This is a genomic window from Streptomyces sp. SN-593, assembly GCF_016756395.1.
In the GTDB taxonomy this organism is placed as follows: Bacteria; Actinomycetota; Actinomycetes; order Streptomycetales; family Streptomycetaceae; genus Actinacidiphila; species Actinacidiphila reveromycinica.
Map to the genome: position 1 here is coordinate 1 of NZ_AP018365.1, position 16461 is coordinate 16461.

General features: G+C 73.3%; 11 protein-coding genes and 1 pseudogene. 11 read left to right on the top strand and 1 reads right to left on the bottom strand.

All coding sequences use genetic code 11. The features are described from left to right. From RVR_RS00005 to RVR_RS00025, 5 genes and pseudogenes are all read left to right on the top strand, one after another. Positions 1-290, top strand: a pseudogene (locus RVR_RS00005) (hypothetical protein); the annotation flags it as partial. Between the two features lie 24 nt (positions 291-314). Further along, on the top strand, positions 315-2999 hold the full coding sequence (locus RVR_RS00010; RefSeq protein WP_202231793.1) for a DEAD/DEAH box helicase: 2685 nt from the start codon (positions 315-317) through the stop codon (positions 2997-2999). A 559-nt stretch (positions 3000-3558) separates the two neighbouring features. Further along, positions 3559-4251 (top strand): cell envelope integrity TolA family protein, encoded by a 693-nt coding sequence (locus RVR_RS37230; protein ID WP_237404474.1) that lies wholly within the window; start codon positions 3559-3561, stop codon positions 4249-4251. A gap of 216 nt (positions 4252-4467) precedes the next feature. Next, positions 4468-5544, top strand: coding sequence for an IS110 family RNA-guided transposase (locus RVR_RS00020; RefSeq protein ID WP_430393209.1), 1077 nt, complete (start codon positions 4468-4470; stop codon positions 5542-5544). A gap of 37 nt (positions 5545-5581) precedes the next feature. After that, on the top strand, positions 5582-5950 hold the full coding sequence (locus tag RVR_RS00025; RefSeq protein ID WP_237404475.1) for a hypothetical protein: 369 nt from the start codon (positions 5582-5584) through the stop codon (positions 5948-5950). A gap of 89 nt (positions 5951-6039) precedes the next feature. Here the strand turns inward: RVR_RS00025 and RVR_RS00030 are convergent, their stop codons facing one another. After that, positions 6040-6258 (bottom strand): hypothetical protein, encoded by a 219-nt coding sequence (locus tag RVR_RS00030; RefSeq protein ID WP_202231795.1) that lies wholly within the window; start codon positions 6256-6258, stop codon positions 6040-6042. A 108-nt stretch (positions 6259-6366) separates the two neighbouring features. On the opposite strand from RVR_RS00030, the gene RVR_RS00035 reads away from it, so the two are divergent. The 6 genes from RVR_RS00035 (at position 6367) to RVR_RS00065 (ending at position 16350) form a co-directional block, all read left to right on the top strand. Next, positions 6367-7440: a hypothetical protein gene (locus tag RVR_RS00035; protein ID WP_202231796.1), complete on the top strand. Its 1074-nt coding sequence runs from the start codon at positions 6367-6369 to the stop codon at positions 7438-7440. A 61-nt stretch (positions 7441-7501) separates the two neighbouring features. Continuing rightward, the gene (locus tag RVR_RS00040; protein ID WP_272933047.1) at positions 7502-8884 is read left to right on the top strand and encodes a TniQ family protein; all 1383 of its coding nucleotides are present in this window, start codon (positions 7502-7504) and stop codon (positions 8882-8884) included. 175 nt (positions 8885-9059) lie between these two features. Further along, positions 9060-9938: a TnsA-like heteromeric transposase endonuclease subunit gene (locus RVR_RS00045; protein WP_202231798.1), complete on the top strand. Its 879-nt coding sequence runs from the start codon at positions 9060-9062 to the stop codon at positions 9936-9938. Between the two features lie 2700 nt (positions 9939-12638). After that, positions 12639-14318 (top strand): DDE-type integrase/transposase/recombinase, encoded by a 1680-nt coding sequence (locus tag RVR_RS00055; RefSeq protein WP_237404476.1) that lies wholly within the window; start codon positions 12639-12641, stop codon positions 14316-14318. A gap of 32 nt (positions 14319-14350) precedes the next feature. Further along, positions 14351-15385, top strand: coding sequence for a TniB family NTP-binding protein (locus RVR_RS00060; RefSeq protein WP_237405187.1), 1035 nt, complete (start codon positions 14351-14353; stop codon positions 15383-15385). An 89-nt stretch (positions 15386-15474) separates the two neighbouring features. Continuing rightward, complete coding sequence (locus tag RVR_RS00065; protein WP_237404477.1) at positions 15475-16350, top strand: TniQ family protein; 876 nt, start codon at positions 15475-15477, stop codon at positions 16348-16350. Positions 16351-16461: the final 111 nt, after the last annotated feature.

A 16461-nucleotide genomic window follows, 5' to 3' on the forward strand; every position in this document is an offset into this window, starting at 1 on the left:
AGGCGTTCGTCCGGCAGACGGTCCTGCCGCGCACGTACCCGAACACCATGGAGCGCCGCCGCGTCCTTCAGGCGCTGGGCGATGCCGGCGGGCTGTGCAAGGCCCGCACGATCGAGTACGCCACCGGCGACGTCATCGTCTGCACCCGGCAGGCCGGCCACTACGACCCCGAGGGCTACACCCCGCAGCGCGGCGGGACAGCGGGTGAGGAGATGCCCGGAGCGCACGAGTGCAACGGCATCACCTGGATCGACGACCAGCCCTACAACTACCCGCACAAGACCGCCTGAATTCCACGTAAGGGAGGTAAGAAGATGTCTGCTATTCGACTCAAAGAACACCAGGTGAAGCAGAAGGCGGCTTTCCGGAAGTGGGTCGGATTCCCCGCAAGATCATCCGTTCCCGAGCGGGGGGAACGGGGCACCATCGTGTCCGCGACCGGATCGGGCAAGACGATCATGGCCGCCGCGAGCGCGCTGGAGTCCTTCCCCGACGGCAGGATTCTCGTCACCGTGCCCACGTTGGACCTTCTCGTGCAGACCGCCCAGGCGTGGCGCGCGGTCGGCCACCGCTCCCCGATGGTCGCGGTGTGCTCCCTGGAGAACGACGCGGTGCTGAACGAACTGGGGGTGCGCACCACCACCAACCCGATCCAGCTCGCCCTGTGGGCCGGGTCCGGGCCCGCGGTGGTGTTCGCCACGTACGCCTCTCTCGTGGACCGCGAGGACCCCAAGGACCCGTCGGGCCGGGAGAAGGTCCGCGGGCCGCTGGAATCCGCGCTGGCGGGCGGAGACCGGCTCTACGGGCAGCGCATGAACGGATTTTCGCTCGCGATCGTGGACGAGGCCCACGGCACGGCGGGTGATCTTGGGCGGCCGTGGGCGGCGATCCACGACAACGCGCGCATCCCCGCGGACTTCCGCCTCTACCTCACCGCCACCCCGCGCATCCTGGCCGCGCCACGGCTACAGAAGGGCCACGGCGGCAAGGAACTGGAGATCGCTAGCATGACCAGCGACCCGGAGGGCACCTTCGGGGCCTGGCTCCCCGGCGCAGAGCTGGGGCTCTCGGAGGCCATCGAGCGGGGCGTACTGGCCGGGTTCGAGATCGACGTGCTGGAGATCGAGGACCCCGACTACTTCCTGGGCCTGTCCGACGAAGCCCGGCGCGGCCGGCGCCTGGCGCTGCTCCAGGCCGCGCTGCTGGAACACGCCGCGCGCCTCAACCTCCGCACCGTGATGACGTTCCACCAGCGGGTCGAGGAGGCCGAGGCGTTCGCCGAGAAGATCGGTGAGACTGCCGCCGACCTGTACACCGACCCGGTCACCGACTACGTCCTGAAGCAGGCCGACGAACGCCCCGACTCCCCTCTCGGGGCCGAGCCCGACGAGGTGGAGCCCGGCCGGCACGTACACCCGGACCGGGTGTGGGCCGCGTGGCTGTGCGGCGACCACACCGTCGCCGAGCGCCGCGATGTGCTGCGGCAGTTCGCGAACGGCATAGACGTCGACGGCCGCCGGGTGCACCGCGCGTTCCTCGCTAGCTGCCGCGTGCTCGGCGAAGGCGTCGACATCCGCGGCGAGCGCGGCGTGGAGGCCGTCTGCTTCGCCGACACCCGCGGCAGCCAGGTAGAGGTCGTCCAGAACATCGGCCGCGCCCTGCGCCCGAACCCCGACGGCTCTGAGAAGACGGCGCGGATCATCGTGCCGGTCTTCCTCGAACCCGGCGAGAACCCCACCGACATGGTCGCCTCCGCCAGCTACGCCCCCCTCGCAGCCGTGCTTCAAGGACTCCGCTCACACGACGAGCGCCTCGTCGAGCAACTCGCCTCCCGCGCCCTCACCCGCGGCCGCGAACAGCGCAAGATCCACGTCAAGCGCGACAGCCAGGGCCGGATCATCGGCGCCGGCAGCGGAAGCGACAGCGACGACGAGCAGCAGGCCGACACCGACGCGGGCTTCGAGTCCGTGCTGCTGAACTTCGCCTCCCCCCGCGACGCCGCCACCATCGCGGCGTTCCTACGCACCCGCGTCCACACGCCCGAGTCCCTGGTGTGGCTCCAGGGCTACCAGGCCCTCATCCGCTGGCGGAACGACAACGGCATCACGGGCGTCCACGCCGTGCCCTACGACACCGAGACGCCCGTCGGAGTGACGGAGGACTTCCCCCTCGGGCGGTGGGTGCACCAGCAGCGCAAAGCCCACCGGACCGGGGAACTCGAAGAACACCGCGAGGAACTGCTGAACGCCCCCGAGGCCGGCATGGTCTGGGAACCGGGCGAAGAAGCGTGGGAGAACAAGCTCGCCACCTTCCGGTCCTACCGGCGAGTCACCGGGCACCTCGCACCCCGCCAGGACGCCATGTGGGGCGAAGGCCAGGCCACGGTGCCCATCGGGCAACACCTGGCCAACCTCCGCCGCAAGGGACCCAAGAACGGACTCGGCAAGGACCCGCAGCGGGCCGCCGTGCGCGCGGCGCAGCTCACCGAGATCGACCCGGACTGGAACTGCCCCTGGCCGCTGGACTGGCAGCGCCACTACCGGGTGCTGGCCGACATCGTCGAAGCCGAAGCCGGGCTGCCCCACCTCGCACCCGGCGTCATCTGGGACGGCGACGACATCGGCAAATGGCGGTGGCGGCAACAAGAACCCGGCACCTGGAAGCAGCTGCTGCCCGAGCAGCAGCAACGGCTGACCGCGCTCGGCATCAACGCCCCTGTAGCCCCCTCTCCCGCCCCGGCAGCCGGGGGCACGGCGGAAGGGACGAGCAGGGCGCAGCAGGCGTTCCAACGGGGCCTGGCGGCCCTCACCCAGTGGGTGGAGCGGGAAGGCCAGCGGCCGGTGCCGCGTGGGCACGGTGAGCAGATCGCGGTCGACGGCGAGACCGAGCCGGTGACCGTGAAGCTCGGCGTATGGATCTCCAACACCAAAAGCCGCCGCGACAAGCTCACCGCGGAGCAGCGGGCAGCGCTCGCTGCACTGGGCGTCGAATGGGTGTAGGACCCGATGCTGAGGGGCCGACCGGGACACTCCGCGGCCGGCCCCTCCTTCGTGTGCTGGAAGACGGCGCGGAATCCACCAGGGCCAGCAGGCCTCCAATCGCCCCCAGTACAGGCTCCCAGTGTTCTCCGAAGACCGACGGCGCGATGGACGGGTAGTTGTCGGGTACGAGGTAGCGATCCCACCGGTAGTACACCGCCCACATGTGATGCTCAGGCGGAACCGTGCCCCGGAGGTAGACGACCGCAGCAGTACGCCACCGGATCTGGTCGCACGGGTCGCTGTCGAACTTCAGATCACGACCGTCACGCAGAAGATCCCGTAGCACGGCCACCTGCTCCTCACTGAGCTCCATACCTAACGCAACGACCAACCGGTTCGTACGGCACCGCGCCTCAGCCATCTGCGGGATACCTCCCGCCCGGGCCTCGGCGCCCCCGGCCGATCGGTCAACGGGCGCCCTGTCGGATCTTGGCGAGGCACCCTGCTTTTCCTTTGCCGAGAAGGGGTGTCCGAGGTGGGTCGTAGCGTTGGACGCAGGTACGTGGAAAGGCAAGAGATGAGCGCGAGTTCCATCCGGTCCCAGCTTGAACGCAAAACCAGAGCGCGAGCTGACGCGGAGAAGAAGGTCGGCGAGTTCCGCAGCAAAGAGGCCGCCAAGCGGACGAAGGCCACCAGCGAGCGGGAAGCCGCCGCGAAGGCCACCAACCCGACGACCGTCAAGAGCAGGCTCAGGGCCGCTGCCCGGTACGAGGACGACGCCAACAAGGCGGCCAAAGAGGCCGGGACTTGGAGCACCACGGCGGCCAAGCACAGCAGGGAGGCGGCGGACTTGCAGGTGAAGCTCGCGAAGGCCGAGCAGAGCGAGCGCGACGCTGTGGAGAAGACCCGTAAGAGGGAGCAGGAGCAGGCCGAGCGGCGTGCGGCTTCTGAACGGCGGAGTTTCGAGAACCGTCTGTCGACGGCGGAGCAGCAGGTGCGGACGGCGTTGAGGGATCTGCGGGCGCCGAAGCCGGAGCCGCTTCGGGTGCTGCTGCTGGGCGCGTCGTCCGAGGGCGATCTGCGGGTGGGCCGGGAGCAGGAGCGGATTCTCGCGGCCGTGCGGAGCGCGACGCACCGGGACCTGGTGAAGCTGGAGGTGCACCCGGCCGCGACAGCGGACATCCTTCTGAACGGGCTCACCCGGTTCCATCCGCACGTCGTCCACTTCTCGGGCCACAGCTCGGCTGACAGTGAGGATGTGACGTGGTGACGCTGCTGGTGGGTCTGACCCCTCGGCTGACTGACGTCTCGACTGTCCTGTTTGGGATGTGTCGGCCCATCCGGGCGTCACCACGCACGCGGCCGGACGGGCGCTTGTGACTTCATAGGAGCTTGTCGCATAAGCCCCGTCACTGTCTTGTCCACCCGCCCGACCGGCGCGTGCCGCCCTCGTCGGTACGGATACGCAAGGACGGACATGACCAGCATGACGCACGACGGGCCGCGGATCACCGGCGGAGTCGACACCCACGGCCTGACCCACCACGCGGCCGTGATCGACTCCATCGGCCGGCACCTGGCCGATCGCGAGTTCGAGGCCACCATCCGCGGCTACCGGTACCTGCTGGACTGGATGCGCTCGCACGGCGACCTGGTCGCGGTCGGCGTCGAGGGCACCGGTGCCTACGGCGCCGAGCTCGCCCGCGTGCTGACCGCCGCCGGGGTCACCGTCTTCGACGTGGACCGGCCGGACCGCAAGACACGGCGGATGAAGGGCAAGTCCGACCCGATCGACGCCTATGCCGCCGCAATGGCCGTGCTCTCGGGCCGAGCCGCCGGCATCCCCAAGAGCCGGGACGGCGTGGTCGAGGCCGTGCGGGTCCTGCGACTCGCCCGCCGCAGCGCGGTCAAGGCCCGCACCCAGGCGATGAACCAGATCCGCGGCCTGCTGGTGTCGGCCCCCGCGATGCTGCGCGAGCAGGTCGCCGGTCTGGACCGGGCCGCGCTGATACGCACCCTGGCCCGGCTGCGACCCGGCGAGGACCTCTCGCGGCCGCTGGCGGCGACCCGGGGATCGTTGCGGCGCCTCGCCCGCCGTCTCCAGGCACTGGACACCGAGATCACCGAGCTGGACGCGGAGATCGGCCCGCTGGTCAAGCAGGCCGCCCCGCAGCTGCTGGAGCTGTTCGGGGTCGGGCCCGAGACCGCCGGCCAACTGCTCGCCTCCGCCGGGGACAACCCCGAACGAATGCGGTCGCAGGCCGCGTTCGCCCACCTGGCAGGAGTCGCACCGATCCCGGCGTCCTCCGGCCGCACACACCGCCACCGACTCAACCGCGGCGGCGACAGGGCCGCCAACAACGCCCTGCACACCATCGTCCTGACCCGCATGCGCTTCGACGAACGCACCCGCGCCTACGTCGAACGACGCACCAAGGAAGGGCTGAACAAGAAGGACATCATGCGCTGCCTCAAGCGATTCGTCGCCCGCGAGGTCTACCGCGCCCTGACCACCACACCAACGGAACGAATCACTCAAACCAACCTCGCACCGGCCGCTTGACAAGCATAGGAGCATCCTCATCGCGTTCGAGCAGGATGTGGACGAGCACCACAAGGGCGCCATCGTCACCGCCGGCGCGTTCGCTCGGGCGATCGGAGCCGTGGACGAGCCGCCGCTGCTGGTCCTGTTGAACTCCTGCCATTCCGCTCCTCAGGCCGAGAAGCTGATCGGCACCGTCCCTTTCGCGATCGGCATGTCCGACTCGATCGGCGACGTCGACGCGATGACGTACGCCGCCCGCTTCTACGCCGCCATCGCCGACGGCCAGTCGGTCGAGGGCGCACACCACGTCAGCCAGGCCGCGATCGAGATGAACGGCCTGCCCGACTACGACCTGCCGACCCTGGCCTGCGCCTCCGACGTCGACCCGCGGACAACGCGCCTTGTCACGCCGCCCCCGGCGTAGGGGGGACAGCTTCCATCCCCGATGGGGCGGTCTCCGCAGACCGGCGAGCTTCTCCGCCGCAGGAGTGACAGTGACATCGGATCCCCGCGTCAGGTGTCCGGCGGGCGGTTCCGGCATCGGTGGAGGGCCTGCGCGAACTGACCGAACATCGCCGCCCGGTGAGCGCCGCGGACCCCGCGCAGGGACGCCAGCAGTCCGAGCAGCAGGACAAGCGGCCGGCCCCAGCGCGCCAGCAGGAACAGCGCCATGGCGGCAGGCGGCAGACCGGCGAGCACGGCGGTCAAGGCGGTCGGCGTAGTGGCCGGCATGGTGATCGGTTCCTTTCCCGGCGCCGCTGTACGCGGCACCTGATGCCATCTCCTCACACCGCCGGACGGCTACTGCCCGACACTTCGCGGGGCTGTAACCTGAGGCAGGTGACCCGCTCCGCGCCCTCCGGCGCCGACGCTGCGCTCATCGCCGCACTCGCCGGCCTCGGACTGACCGTCTCCCAGGCGCAGTTGGAGCGGTGGCGGGCAGCGCACTACCTGCCACCCCACCCCCGCGAGCACTTGGGGCGCGGCCGGGGCACCGCCTCGCACCTGCTGCCCCAGACCGTGGCCCGGGCCGCCTGGCTGGCCGCAGCCTCCCGCCAGGGCCGGGCGCTGCCGGTGGCGGCGGCCTGGGCCTGCTGGGCAGCCGACGGCTCCCCGGGCGGCATGGCCCGGTTGCGCACGGCGGTCGTGGACCAGCTCGACCGGTACGGGAAACTCCTAGCGGCAGGCAACGCCCGTGACAACAACAGCTGGCAGCGGCGCCACAACGCGGCGAAGGCGGCCGCGCGCCGGGTGCCGGACCTCGACCAGCACGCCCTGCTGCGGGCCATCGCCACCACCGCCGCACGCGACCCGGCCGCGGTCGCGCCCCTGCCGCGCGTCGACCGCGGCCTCGCCCTCGTGCTGGGCCGGCTGCTCGCCGGCGGCGGTGAAGACGTCGGCGAGGACGAACTCCTGGACGCGCTGTGCCAGGTCCTCCCCGAACAGGCCGAAGCGCTGCGTACCGCAGCCGCGGCCCGGGACGCAGCCGGGCACGGCGGCACGTGGGAGGGCTTCCCGCTGGCCGGGGGCTGGCCGGCACTGCAGCACGCGGTACAGGCCGCACCCGACCATGCCTTGCGCCGCGCGGTGGAACTGGTCACCGCCACCGCCGCGGCCCTCGAACTGCTCCTGGTCCACCTCGGATCCGCCGCCCAGGCCGGACTGCCCGCACCACCCACCGGACTCGATGTCGAAGCAGTCCCGGACGCCATGACCACCGCGCTGGCAGACCCCATGTGGGACGAGTGGGGCCGCCACATGCCCCTCCACAGCGACAGCCCCGCCTGGCCCACCGTCGCCGCCTACCAGACCGCGCTCACTCTCCTCCTGCCCGGCCGAGCCGACGCCCTTGCCGGCTACCGAGAACGCACCGAGCAACTCATCCGTCGCACCCGGAACCCCGTCCAGCCGTAACCCTCCCCGGCCGCCCGTCGTCCTGGGAACGCCCCGGCACCAGCGCAGGAGCAGGTGAACCATGACCGAGTCCACTCCCCCGGGCCGTATCCCCGACGCGGGGACGCGGGAGCGGCGCCCGGCACAAACCGGTCAGACCGCCGGCCCCCGCAGCGCCGCCCAATCCCAACCGGCCCTCCGGCCAGCGGTGCTGCGGGTCGCCCCGATGACCGGGGAGACAACGTGGTCGTACCTGTCCCGGCTCGCCGGGCGCTACGGCATGGAACCCGCCGCGTTACTGCCCTGGTGGACCTGGTCCGGGTCCCGCCCGCAGGACGAGGGCGGTCCGCGCGACGACGCCGAGGTGCTGCTGAGCCCGGCAGGCCGGCGGTTACTCGCCCAACTGGGCGGGGTCGCCGAGCACGATCTGGCACGTGCCCTGCCCGCGTTCAACGACGAGCCGCGATCAGGCACGCCGGACCGGAGCGGCGAGACCGCCGGGTCCGGCAGACCGGCAGGCCGGTGGAAGGTCGCGTCGGCCGGGGAGCACGGGCCGGTGGCGTACGGGTGCGCGCTGTGTGCGGCGGCGCGTACCGGGCAGGACACGGTGGTGGTGCGCTACGTCGCGCCGTGGCAGCGGGCCTGTGCCCGCCACCAGCGGTGGATGCTCACCGCCGGTGACGGACACCGCCACCACCACCTGGATCTGCGGGCGGCCCCGGAGGTCGCTGCGGCGCAGCGGGCCTGGCCGAAGGTGGCCCGGGTCGCGGCTGCGGCCGGGGCCGATCCGGGGCGGGTGTTCACCCTGGCCCACGCCGTGGTCTGCGCGTGGTGGGAGCAGGCCCTGCAGTGGGAGCGGGAGCGGATCTGGCCGGCCCGGCTGCACGCGGTCGCGGGCGGGGATGCCGGGCCGCGGTTTTGGTGGTGGCGGATCATCGCCCGCGACGCGGTCGTCTTCCCCGAGACGGTCACGCTCGCTGGCGCACTGCTCGACCCCGGCATGCAGGAACGGATCTGGGAGGACCACGGGGCCGGCGGGCTGGTACGCCCGTTCCGGCCGGACGGGGCGTTCTTCCGCGAACTCACGGCGCGGCTGGGGCGGCCCTGGCTGGCCGACACCGGCCAGGCCCCGCAGACGGGGCTGGTGCTGGGCGGCCCGCTGCATGCCGGGCCGCTGCTGGAGTGCATGGGCGCCTTCACCCGCATCCGCCGCGGACAGCAGCACCCCCGCGGGTACGGGCTGGACCCGTGGTGGCTGCGCGCCGACCACCGCCCCGCCTCGGGACGGGTCCAGTTGCGTGCCCTGGCCGAGCGGGCCACCCAGTCCGCGGCCGGGCGCGGAACGGGCCGTTCGGGCGGTGCCGTGAACGCAGGCGGCGGCGCGCTCATGGTCCGGCGCCTGTTCCGCGACCGGCACGGCCGCGCCGGCGTCGCGTACACCGCTGCGCCCCCACCACCGCAGTGAGTGCTCCGTGCCGCCGGCGCCCCGGGGGGAGGCGGCGTACGCCAGGGCAGGGGTCTGCACTGACACCGGCAGCCGGCCTGCGCCATCATCGGCAGCCTGGGTGAACCGGTCAGTGTGCGGCGGAAGTTGGCCGGATTCGGTGGTCCGCGCGCACGGGCACGCTTGACTGGAGCACATGATCGACACGCACCACCCGCCGGCGCCCGGCAGCCCCGCCCTGCCCCCGCCAGCGTCGCTGCCGCGGCCGTTGCCGTGGCAGCCCGCCGAAGCCGCGCGGGCGGCGGCCGGGATGGAGGCGGTCTTCACGGGCCCGGACGGCCAGTTGGTGCAGCAGCGGTGGGATCAGGCGGCCGCCGCGGTGCGGTGGGAGGACCAGCCGCCGGTGGCGCCGTTCCCGGTGGTGCCCGGGCGCAGTTGGGGTCCGGGGTGGTGGTGGTCGGCGACTACCGGCGGGCACGTGATGCACGGCTCGGTGGCGATGCGCACCCAGTTGATGGTCCTGGACCGCGACCCGGGAGTGACGTGGCTGGCGGCGCGGCCGGTGCGCCTGGTGTGGCGCGACCCCGGTGACGGGCGGCCCAGGTCGTGGGTGCCGCAACTGTTCGCGCGCTGCGTCGACGGCAGCGGCCTGCTGGCCGACTGCCCCGCCGCCGCGGACGCGGGCGGGATCCGGGCGCTGCGGGCCGCGCAGATCGTGGACGCGGCGTGTACGGCGGTGGGCTGGTCCTACCGGCGCCTGGCGCTGCCCGGTGCGGTGGTGGCGGCGAACCTGCGGTGGCTTGCCGGCTACCGCCACCCCCGCAACGCCGGCACCCCCGGCCTGGCCGCATCTGTGCAGGAGGTGTTCGCCGAGCCCCGGCCGCTGGAGGAAGGCGCCGCCGCGTGCGGCGACCCGATCGCGGTCCTGCCCGCCGTCTTCCACGCCCTGTGGGCCGGGCGGCTGGACGTGGCGCTGGACCAGCCGCTGCATCACCGGTCCCTCGTCGGCCCGGGGAAAACGGCACAGACGTCAGAACAGGAACGCGGCCAGGAGCGGGAGCACAACGCGCGGTGAGCAGCAGCAGCGGCGGGGCGCGGCGGTTGGAGCCCGGTGCGCAGGTGGTCTTCGACGGCCGCACCTGGCAGGTCGGCGCCCTGGTGGGTGCCACGGTCCGGCTGGTCGACGAGAAGGGGGTCACGGCCTCGGTGCTGGCGACGGTGCTGCTGGCCGACCCGGGCTTTGAGGTGGTCGGGGTGCCGCGGGCCGGGGCGCCGCAGTGGGGGCTGTTCCAGAGCGTTCCGCTTCCCGCGCAGGAGCGGGCTCTGGCCTGGCAGCGGCACATCCGCGAGGTCGAGACCGGCCTGCCCGGCGCCCCCGGCGACGGTGGCGTGCCCCGCCCGCAGTACGACCCGGCTCGGTGGACGCTGGCCCAGCGCGAGCAGGCCGAGGCCGACGAACTGGCCGGCCTGGGCTGGACCAGAGTCTCCCGGGCCACGGTGCAGAAGATGCGCCTGGACTACCGCAAGCAGGGGCTGTGGGGCGTGGTCGACAAGCGCTCCATGCGGCAGACGGCGGGCCGGGGGCGCGGCGACGAGCGGGTGGCGGCCGCGGTGCTGGAGGCGTTGCGCCTGCGGCGCGGCCGGCCGAAGACGAGCATCCGGCAGATCATCGAGTTGACCGAGCAGATCCTTACCCGCACCCACGGGCCGGGGCAGGTGAAACTGCCGGCCCGCTCCTCGCTGTACCGGCTGGTGAACGCCCTGGCCGATCCGCTGGCGCGGCCCGGCAGCCCGGCCCGGACCGCCACCGCGACACGGCGGGGGCCTGCGCCGGAGCCGGTGCTGCGGCCCGGGGAGAGGGTCCAGATCGCCACCGCCGGCCTGGAGGTAACGGCGGTGGGTGATGACGGGCGCGCGGTGGCGGTGGAGGTGACGATCGCGCTGGACCTGGCGACCCGCTCCCTCCTGGCCGCCGGCTTGTGCGCGCAGGGCGGCGGGCCGGTGGATCCCGGCGTGCTGCTGGCGGAGATGGCGGTGCCGCACCCGGTGCGCGCGACCTGGCCGACGGCGCTTCAGATGGCGCACGCCAGCGTGCCCTACGAGCGGCTGCTGGCTGTGGACGCGCGGCTTGAGGCGGCCGCTGCACGGCCTGTCATGGTGCCCGAGACCCTGGTCGTCGACGGCGCCGGCACCACCGGGTCCGGTGCCTTCATGGCCGCGTGCCAGACCCTGGGCGTCAGCGTGCAGGCGGCCCCGCCCCGCAGGCCCGGTGCCAAGGGCGCCGCCGAGCGCACCCTCGCCGCCCTGAACACGCTGTTCGCCCGGCACATCGCCGGCCCGCCCGGTGCCACCGGCCCGCGCGGGCACGGCGGCGTCCACCAGGCGCTGTGGAGCGTGCCGCAACTGCAGGACCTGCTCGACGAATGGATCACCGCCTGCTGGCAGAACCGCAGCCACGAGGACTTGCGCCACCCCGCGATCAGCGGCGCGGCCCTGAGCCCGAACGAGATGTGGGGCGCGCTGGTGGCCTGGTGCGGATACGTGCCACTGCCGCTGACCGGTGCCGACTACCCCGAACTGCTGCCGGCGCGGTGGCAGGCGGTCACCGAACGCGGTATCCGCATCGGCCACCGCACCTACGACCACCCGTGCCTGGACACTCACCGCGGCCAGCCCTCCCCGGTCGCCTCCCGCGGCGGGAAATGGGAGGTCCACACCCACCCCCACGACCTGCGGCAGGTCTGGATCCGCCTGCCCGACGGCCACCTCCACGCAGTGCCGTGGATCGACCGCGACCACGTCCAGCGGCCCTTCGACGACGCCGTGCGGCGGCAGGCCGGGCAAGCCGTGGAGCAGCGGACCGCCCGCGCACAGCACCAGACCGACCTCGCCGACACCACCGGGCAGCTCCTTGCACGCGCCCGGACCGGCCCCGCCACCAGATCCGTCGCCCTCCCGGACGGGGGCCTGGCGGAGCGGCCGGCCCGCGCGACTGCGGCCGGGCACGCTCGCCGGACCGCGCGACTGCGGCCGGGCACGCTCGCCGGACCGGTGCGGGCGGTGACGACGAAGGCCGCTCATCGGATGCCGGGCGGACGACACCGACACCGGCTCAGACCGCGCCGGCGCAGTGGGACACCGGCGAGGACAACCTCGACGCCCTCGACAACGGCGGCGTGTACGGCCGACCGGGAACGGGCCAGGGCGTGTTCGCGGTGTACGACGCTGGTCTGGAGGCCGAGCAGTGGTGAGCGGACACGCCCCCGCGGACGACACCGCCACGACCGCACCCGTCGCAGACGCCACAGTCGCCGCCCCGGACATCGGCGAGGTGCCCGCGGCGCGTGGCACGCCTCGGCCCCGGCGGGCCGAGCTGGGTGCCCGGGTGAGGTTCGAGGGCCGCATCTGGGAGGTGGTGGCCGTGGTGGGTGCCACTGTGCGGCTGGCCGGGCGGGACGGCGGCACCGCGTCGGTGCTGGCCTCCCACCTGTTCGCCGATCCCGCCTTCGAGTTCGTCGACGCCGCCGGGCCGGCCCCCACGCCGCAGTGGGGGCTGTTCGAGAGCGCGCCTGCGCGGGAGAGGGAACGGGCTCTGGCCTGGCAGCGGCACATCCGCGAAGTCGAGACCGGCCTGCCCGGCGGACCCGGCAGCGGCGGGACCCCCAGGCCCGAGTACGACCCCGCCACGCGCCTGCTGGCGGACCGGGAACGCGCCAAGGCCGACGAACTGGCCTCGCTGGGCTGGCCGCAGGCCAGTGCGGCCACGGTGCGGCGGATGCGGCGCCGCTACCGCGCGCAGGGCCTGTGGGGGCTGGTCGACCAGCGCAGCCGGCGGCCCTCCAGCCGCACCGGCCGCGCGGACGAGCGGGTGGTGACCGCCGTGCTGGAAGCCCTGCGGCGCCAGCGCGGCCGCTCGAAGGGGACCCTGACCGGGCTGCGGACCGTGACCGGGCAGATCCTGGATGACGCGCACGGCCCCGGCGCGGTTGCCCTGCCGCCGGCCTCGACGTTCAACCGGCTGGTCCACGCCCTGGCCGACCCGATGGAGCTGCCGGGCCGTCCCGCCCGCACCGCCACCACCCCCGCCCGCCCGTTCACCGCGACGGTGGCCCTGCGGCCGGGTGAGATGGTCCAGGTCGACACCACCCGCCTGGACGTGATGGTCGTCGCCGCCGACGGCCGCCCGATGCGGCCCGAGCTGACCATCGCCGTCGACGTCGCGACCCGCTCGATCCTGGCCGCGGTGCTGTGCGAGGAAGGCACCAAAGCCGTCGACGCCGCCCTGCTCCTGGCCGAGATGGCCGTCCCCCACCCGCTGCGGCCCACCTGGCCGGCCGCGCTGGCCATCGCCCACGCCAACCTGCCCTACCAGCGGCTGCTCGCACTGGACCAGCGCCTGGAGCACGCCGCGGCCCGCCCCGTCGTCGTCCCGGAGACGATCGTGGTGGACCGCGGCGCAGTGTTCATCTCCCACGCCTTCCTGGCCGCCTGCGAAACCCTGGGCACCAGCGTCCAGCCCGCCCCGCCCCGCACCCCGACCGCCAAGGGCTCCGTCGAGCGGACCTTCGGCGCGATCAACACCCTGCTCCTGCAGCACATCGCCGGCTACACCGGCTCCAACCCCACCCGCCGCGGCCCCCGCACGGACGCAGAAGCCCGCTTCACCCTGCCCCAGCTACAGGACCTCCTCGACGAATGGATCACCGTGTGCTGGCACAACCACCCGCACGAAGCCCTGCGCCACCCCGTCCTGCCCAAGACCGCGCTCACCCCCAACGAGATGTGGGGCGCCCTGCTCGGCATCACCGGGTACGTGCCGCTGACCCTGACCCGCGCCGACTGGCTCGAACTGCTGCCGGTGCGCTGGAACGCCGTCACCGACCGCGGCATCCGCATCGACCACCGCACCTACGACCACCCGTGCCTGAACGCCCACCGCGGCCAGCCCTCCCCCACCGCCTCCCGGCGCGGCCGGTGGGAGATCCACACCCACCCCCACGACCTGCGGCAGATCTGGATCCGCCTGCCCGACGGCCACCTCCACGAGATCCCGTGGATCCACCGCGACCACGTCCACCAGCCCTTCAACGACCGCGTCTGGCGCCACATCCAGACCGCGCTCGCCCGGCGCGCCGACCGCGACCGCCACGAGGCCGACCTCGCCGACGCCCTCGACCGACTCCTGCGCCAAGCCCGACCCGCCACCTCAGCAGTGCCCCCTCAGACACCCTCGCAGCGCCTGCCCGCGACGGATACCGCCGCCCCCGCGACCAAACCCGACACGACCGGCGGCCACGCATCGGCGCGGCCGGCCGAGCAGGACGGCGGCGACAGCCTTCAAGCCGCCGCCCAGGCCGGCCACCGCGGCCAGGACAGCGAACCCCACGACGAAGGCGCCCCGCACGCCGGGGCGTTCGTGCTGTACGACGCGCAATCGGAGGCCGACCAGTGGTGAACACCCCAGGTACCGGCACCCCCGCGGACGCGGTGCAGCGCGATACCGAGCCGGGTGCGGTCACCACCTGGAACGGCTTCGCCCGCTTCGCCGCCGCCCCCGCACCCGCTCCCCCGGCGCCCGGTGACCCACCGCGCAGCCTGGAGCAGCGCCTCGCCTACCACTCCGCGTTCGTCACCGTGCGGACCCCGGCCATCGACACCCTGGCCACCAGCGTGCGGACCCTGATGATCCTGGGCCGCCACCAGAGCGTCACCGCGCGGCCCTCGGTGATCCTAACCGGACCGGCCACCACCGGCAAAACCACCGCACTGCTGCAGGTCGGACGCACCTGCCACCTCGCCCACACCCGCCGCGCCGCCCCCGGCGACGACACGGTGCCGGTCGCCTACGTCCTGGTGCCGCCCGCCGCCACCGCCAAATCCCTGGGCGCAGAGTTCGCCCGTTACCTCGGCATCCCCGTCACCACCCGCATGACCACCGCCCAGATCACCACCGCGGTCTGCCACACCTACACCGCCGCCGGCGTGAAACTCGTCCTGCTCGACGAGATCCACCGCCTCAACCCCCGCACCACCAGCGGCGCCGAAGCCGCCGACTGGCTCAAGGACATCACCGAACGCGTCGGGGCGACGTTCGTCTACGCCGGGATCGACGTCACCGGCACCGCCCTGTTCAGCGGGGTCCGCGGCGCGCAGCTCGCCGGACGCGCCTCCCTGATCGACTGCGGGGTCCTGCCCGCCCGCCACGCGGGCAGCGAACCTTTCCGCGACCTGATCGCCGCCATGGAAAACGCCCTCGATCTGCACGCGCACCGGCCCGGCAGCCTGCCCCGCCTGGCTCCCTATCTTCACGAGCGCACCGCAGGCCGCATCGGCAGCCTCGCCCGCCTCATCCGCCAGGCCGCCATCGAAGCCCTCCTGAACGGCACCGAGAAGATCACCCGGACCAGCCTGGACTCCATCGCGGCGGACCACCTCGCCGAAGAGCACTACCGCCCCCGCACCCCCACCCGCCGCCGCACCAACACCGGCCACCCGCCCGGCCGCGGTCCACGTCCCGCGTGAACCGCGCCGTCACCACGCCGACGACGGCACCGATCCCTGCCGGAGCCGCCTGGGCTCGACCGGCCGCGCCAGGCCCGGGGGTCTTCCGCGTGCGCCCGCTGCCCGGCGAGGCCACCGCCTCTTACACCACCCGCCTCGCAGCCGCTTACCGGCTGCCCCTGCCCCACCTGCTCGACGGCCTCGGCATCCACCTCAATCCCGGACCGGGCAGCACCAACGGCGCCGCTCCCACCGCCGAACTCCACCTCAACCTCCCAGCCGCAGCCCGCCTCGCCGCACACGCCCGCACCCCCCAACCGCACCTGCTGCGCGCCCTACCCCGACTCGCCCCGGGCCCACACGAACGCCCCGCCCCCACCAGCCACACCCCGGCGGGCCCGCCCGCCGCACACTGGCAGCCCCTGGAACCAGCGCACCGCCCCGTGCGCGCCTGCACTGCCTGCGTACTCCACCGCAGCCGCGGCACCAGCACCGCCTGGATCCACCCGCCCGACCACACCCCAGCCCTGTGCACCCGCCACCAGCAGGCCGCCGACGACCCCCGGCACACCGCACCGCTCGACATCGCCGCCCTACCAGAACTCACCCGCGCCCACCACCAGCACCGCCGCGCGGCCCGCCACCCCGCCTTCACCACCGCACTGACCTGGGCCGCCACCATCACCACCCGCTGGTACGACCACCACCAACACCTCACCGACCGATGGCACACCCGCCTGACCCGGCTCACCACCACCAACCCCCACACCCAACACGGCCCGGCATCCCCCACCCTGACCTGCCGAACCCTGATCACCTACCCCGAAACCCTCACCCTCGCCGCCACCCTCACCCGCATCCCCCCACACGGCCTCACCCCCAACGCCCAGGCCCGCTTCCTCCACCACCTCGCCGACCAACTGGAGATAAACCACCTCACACCCGCCACCCACGACCCCCTCTGGACCCGCATCCACACACGCTGACCCCGCACCTCCCTCAAGGAACCCAGAGAGCAACTGCGCAAAATCAAGCCTCCACCCAGAACACCTGCACACACCTGAAAAGCCCAGCTCAAACCCCATCCCCAGCGAGCG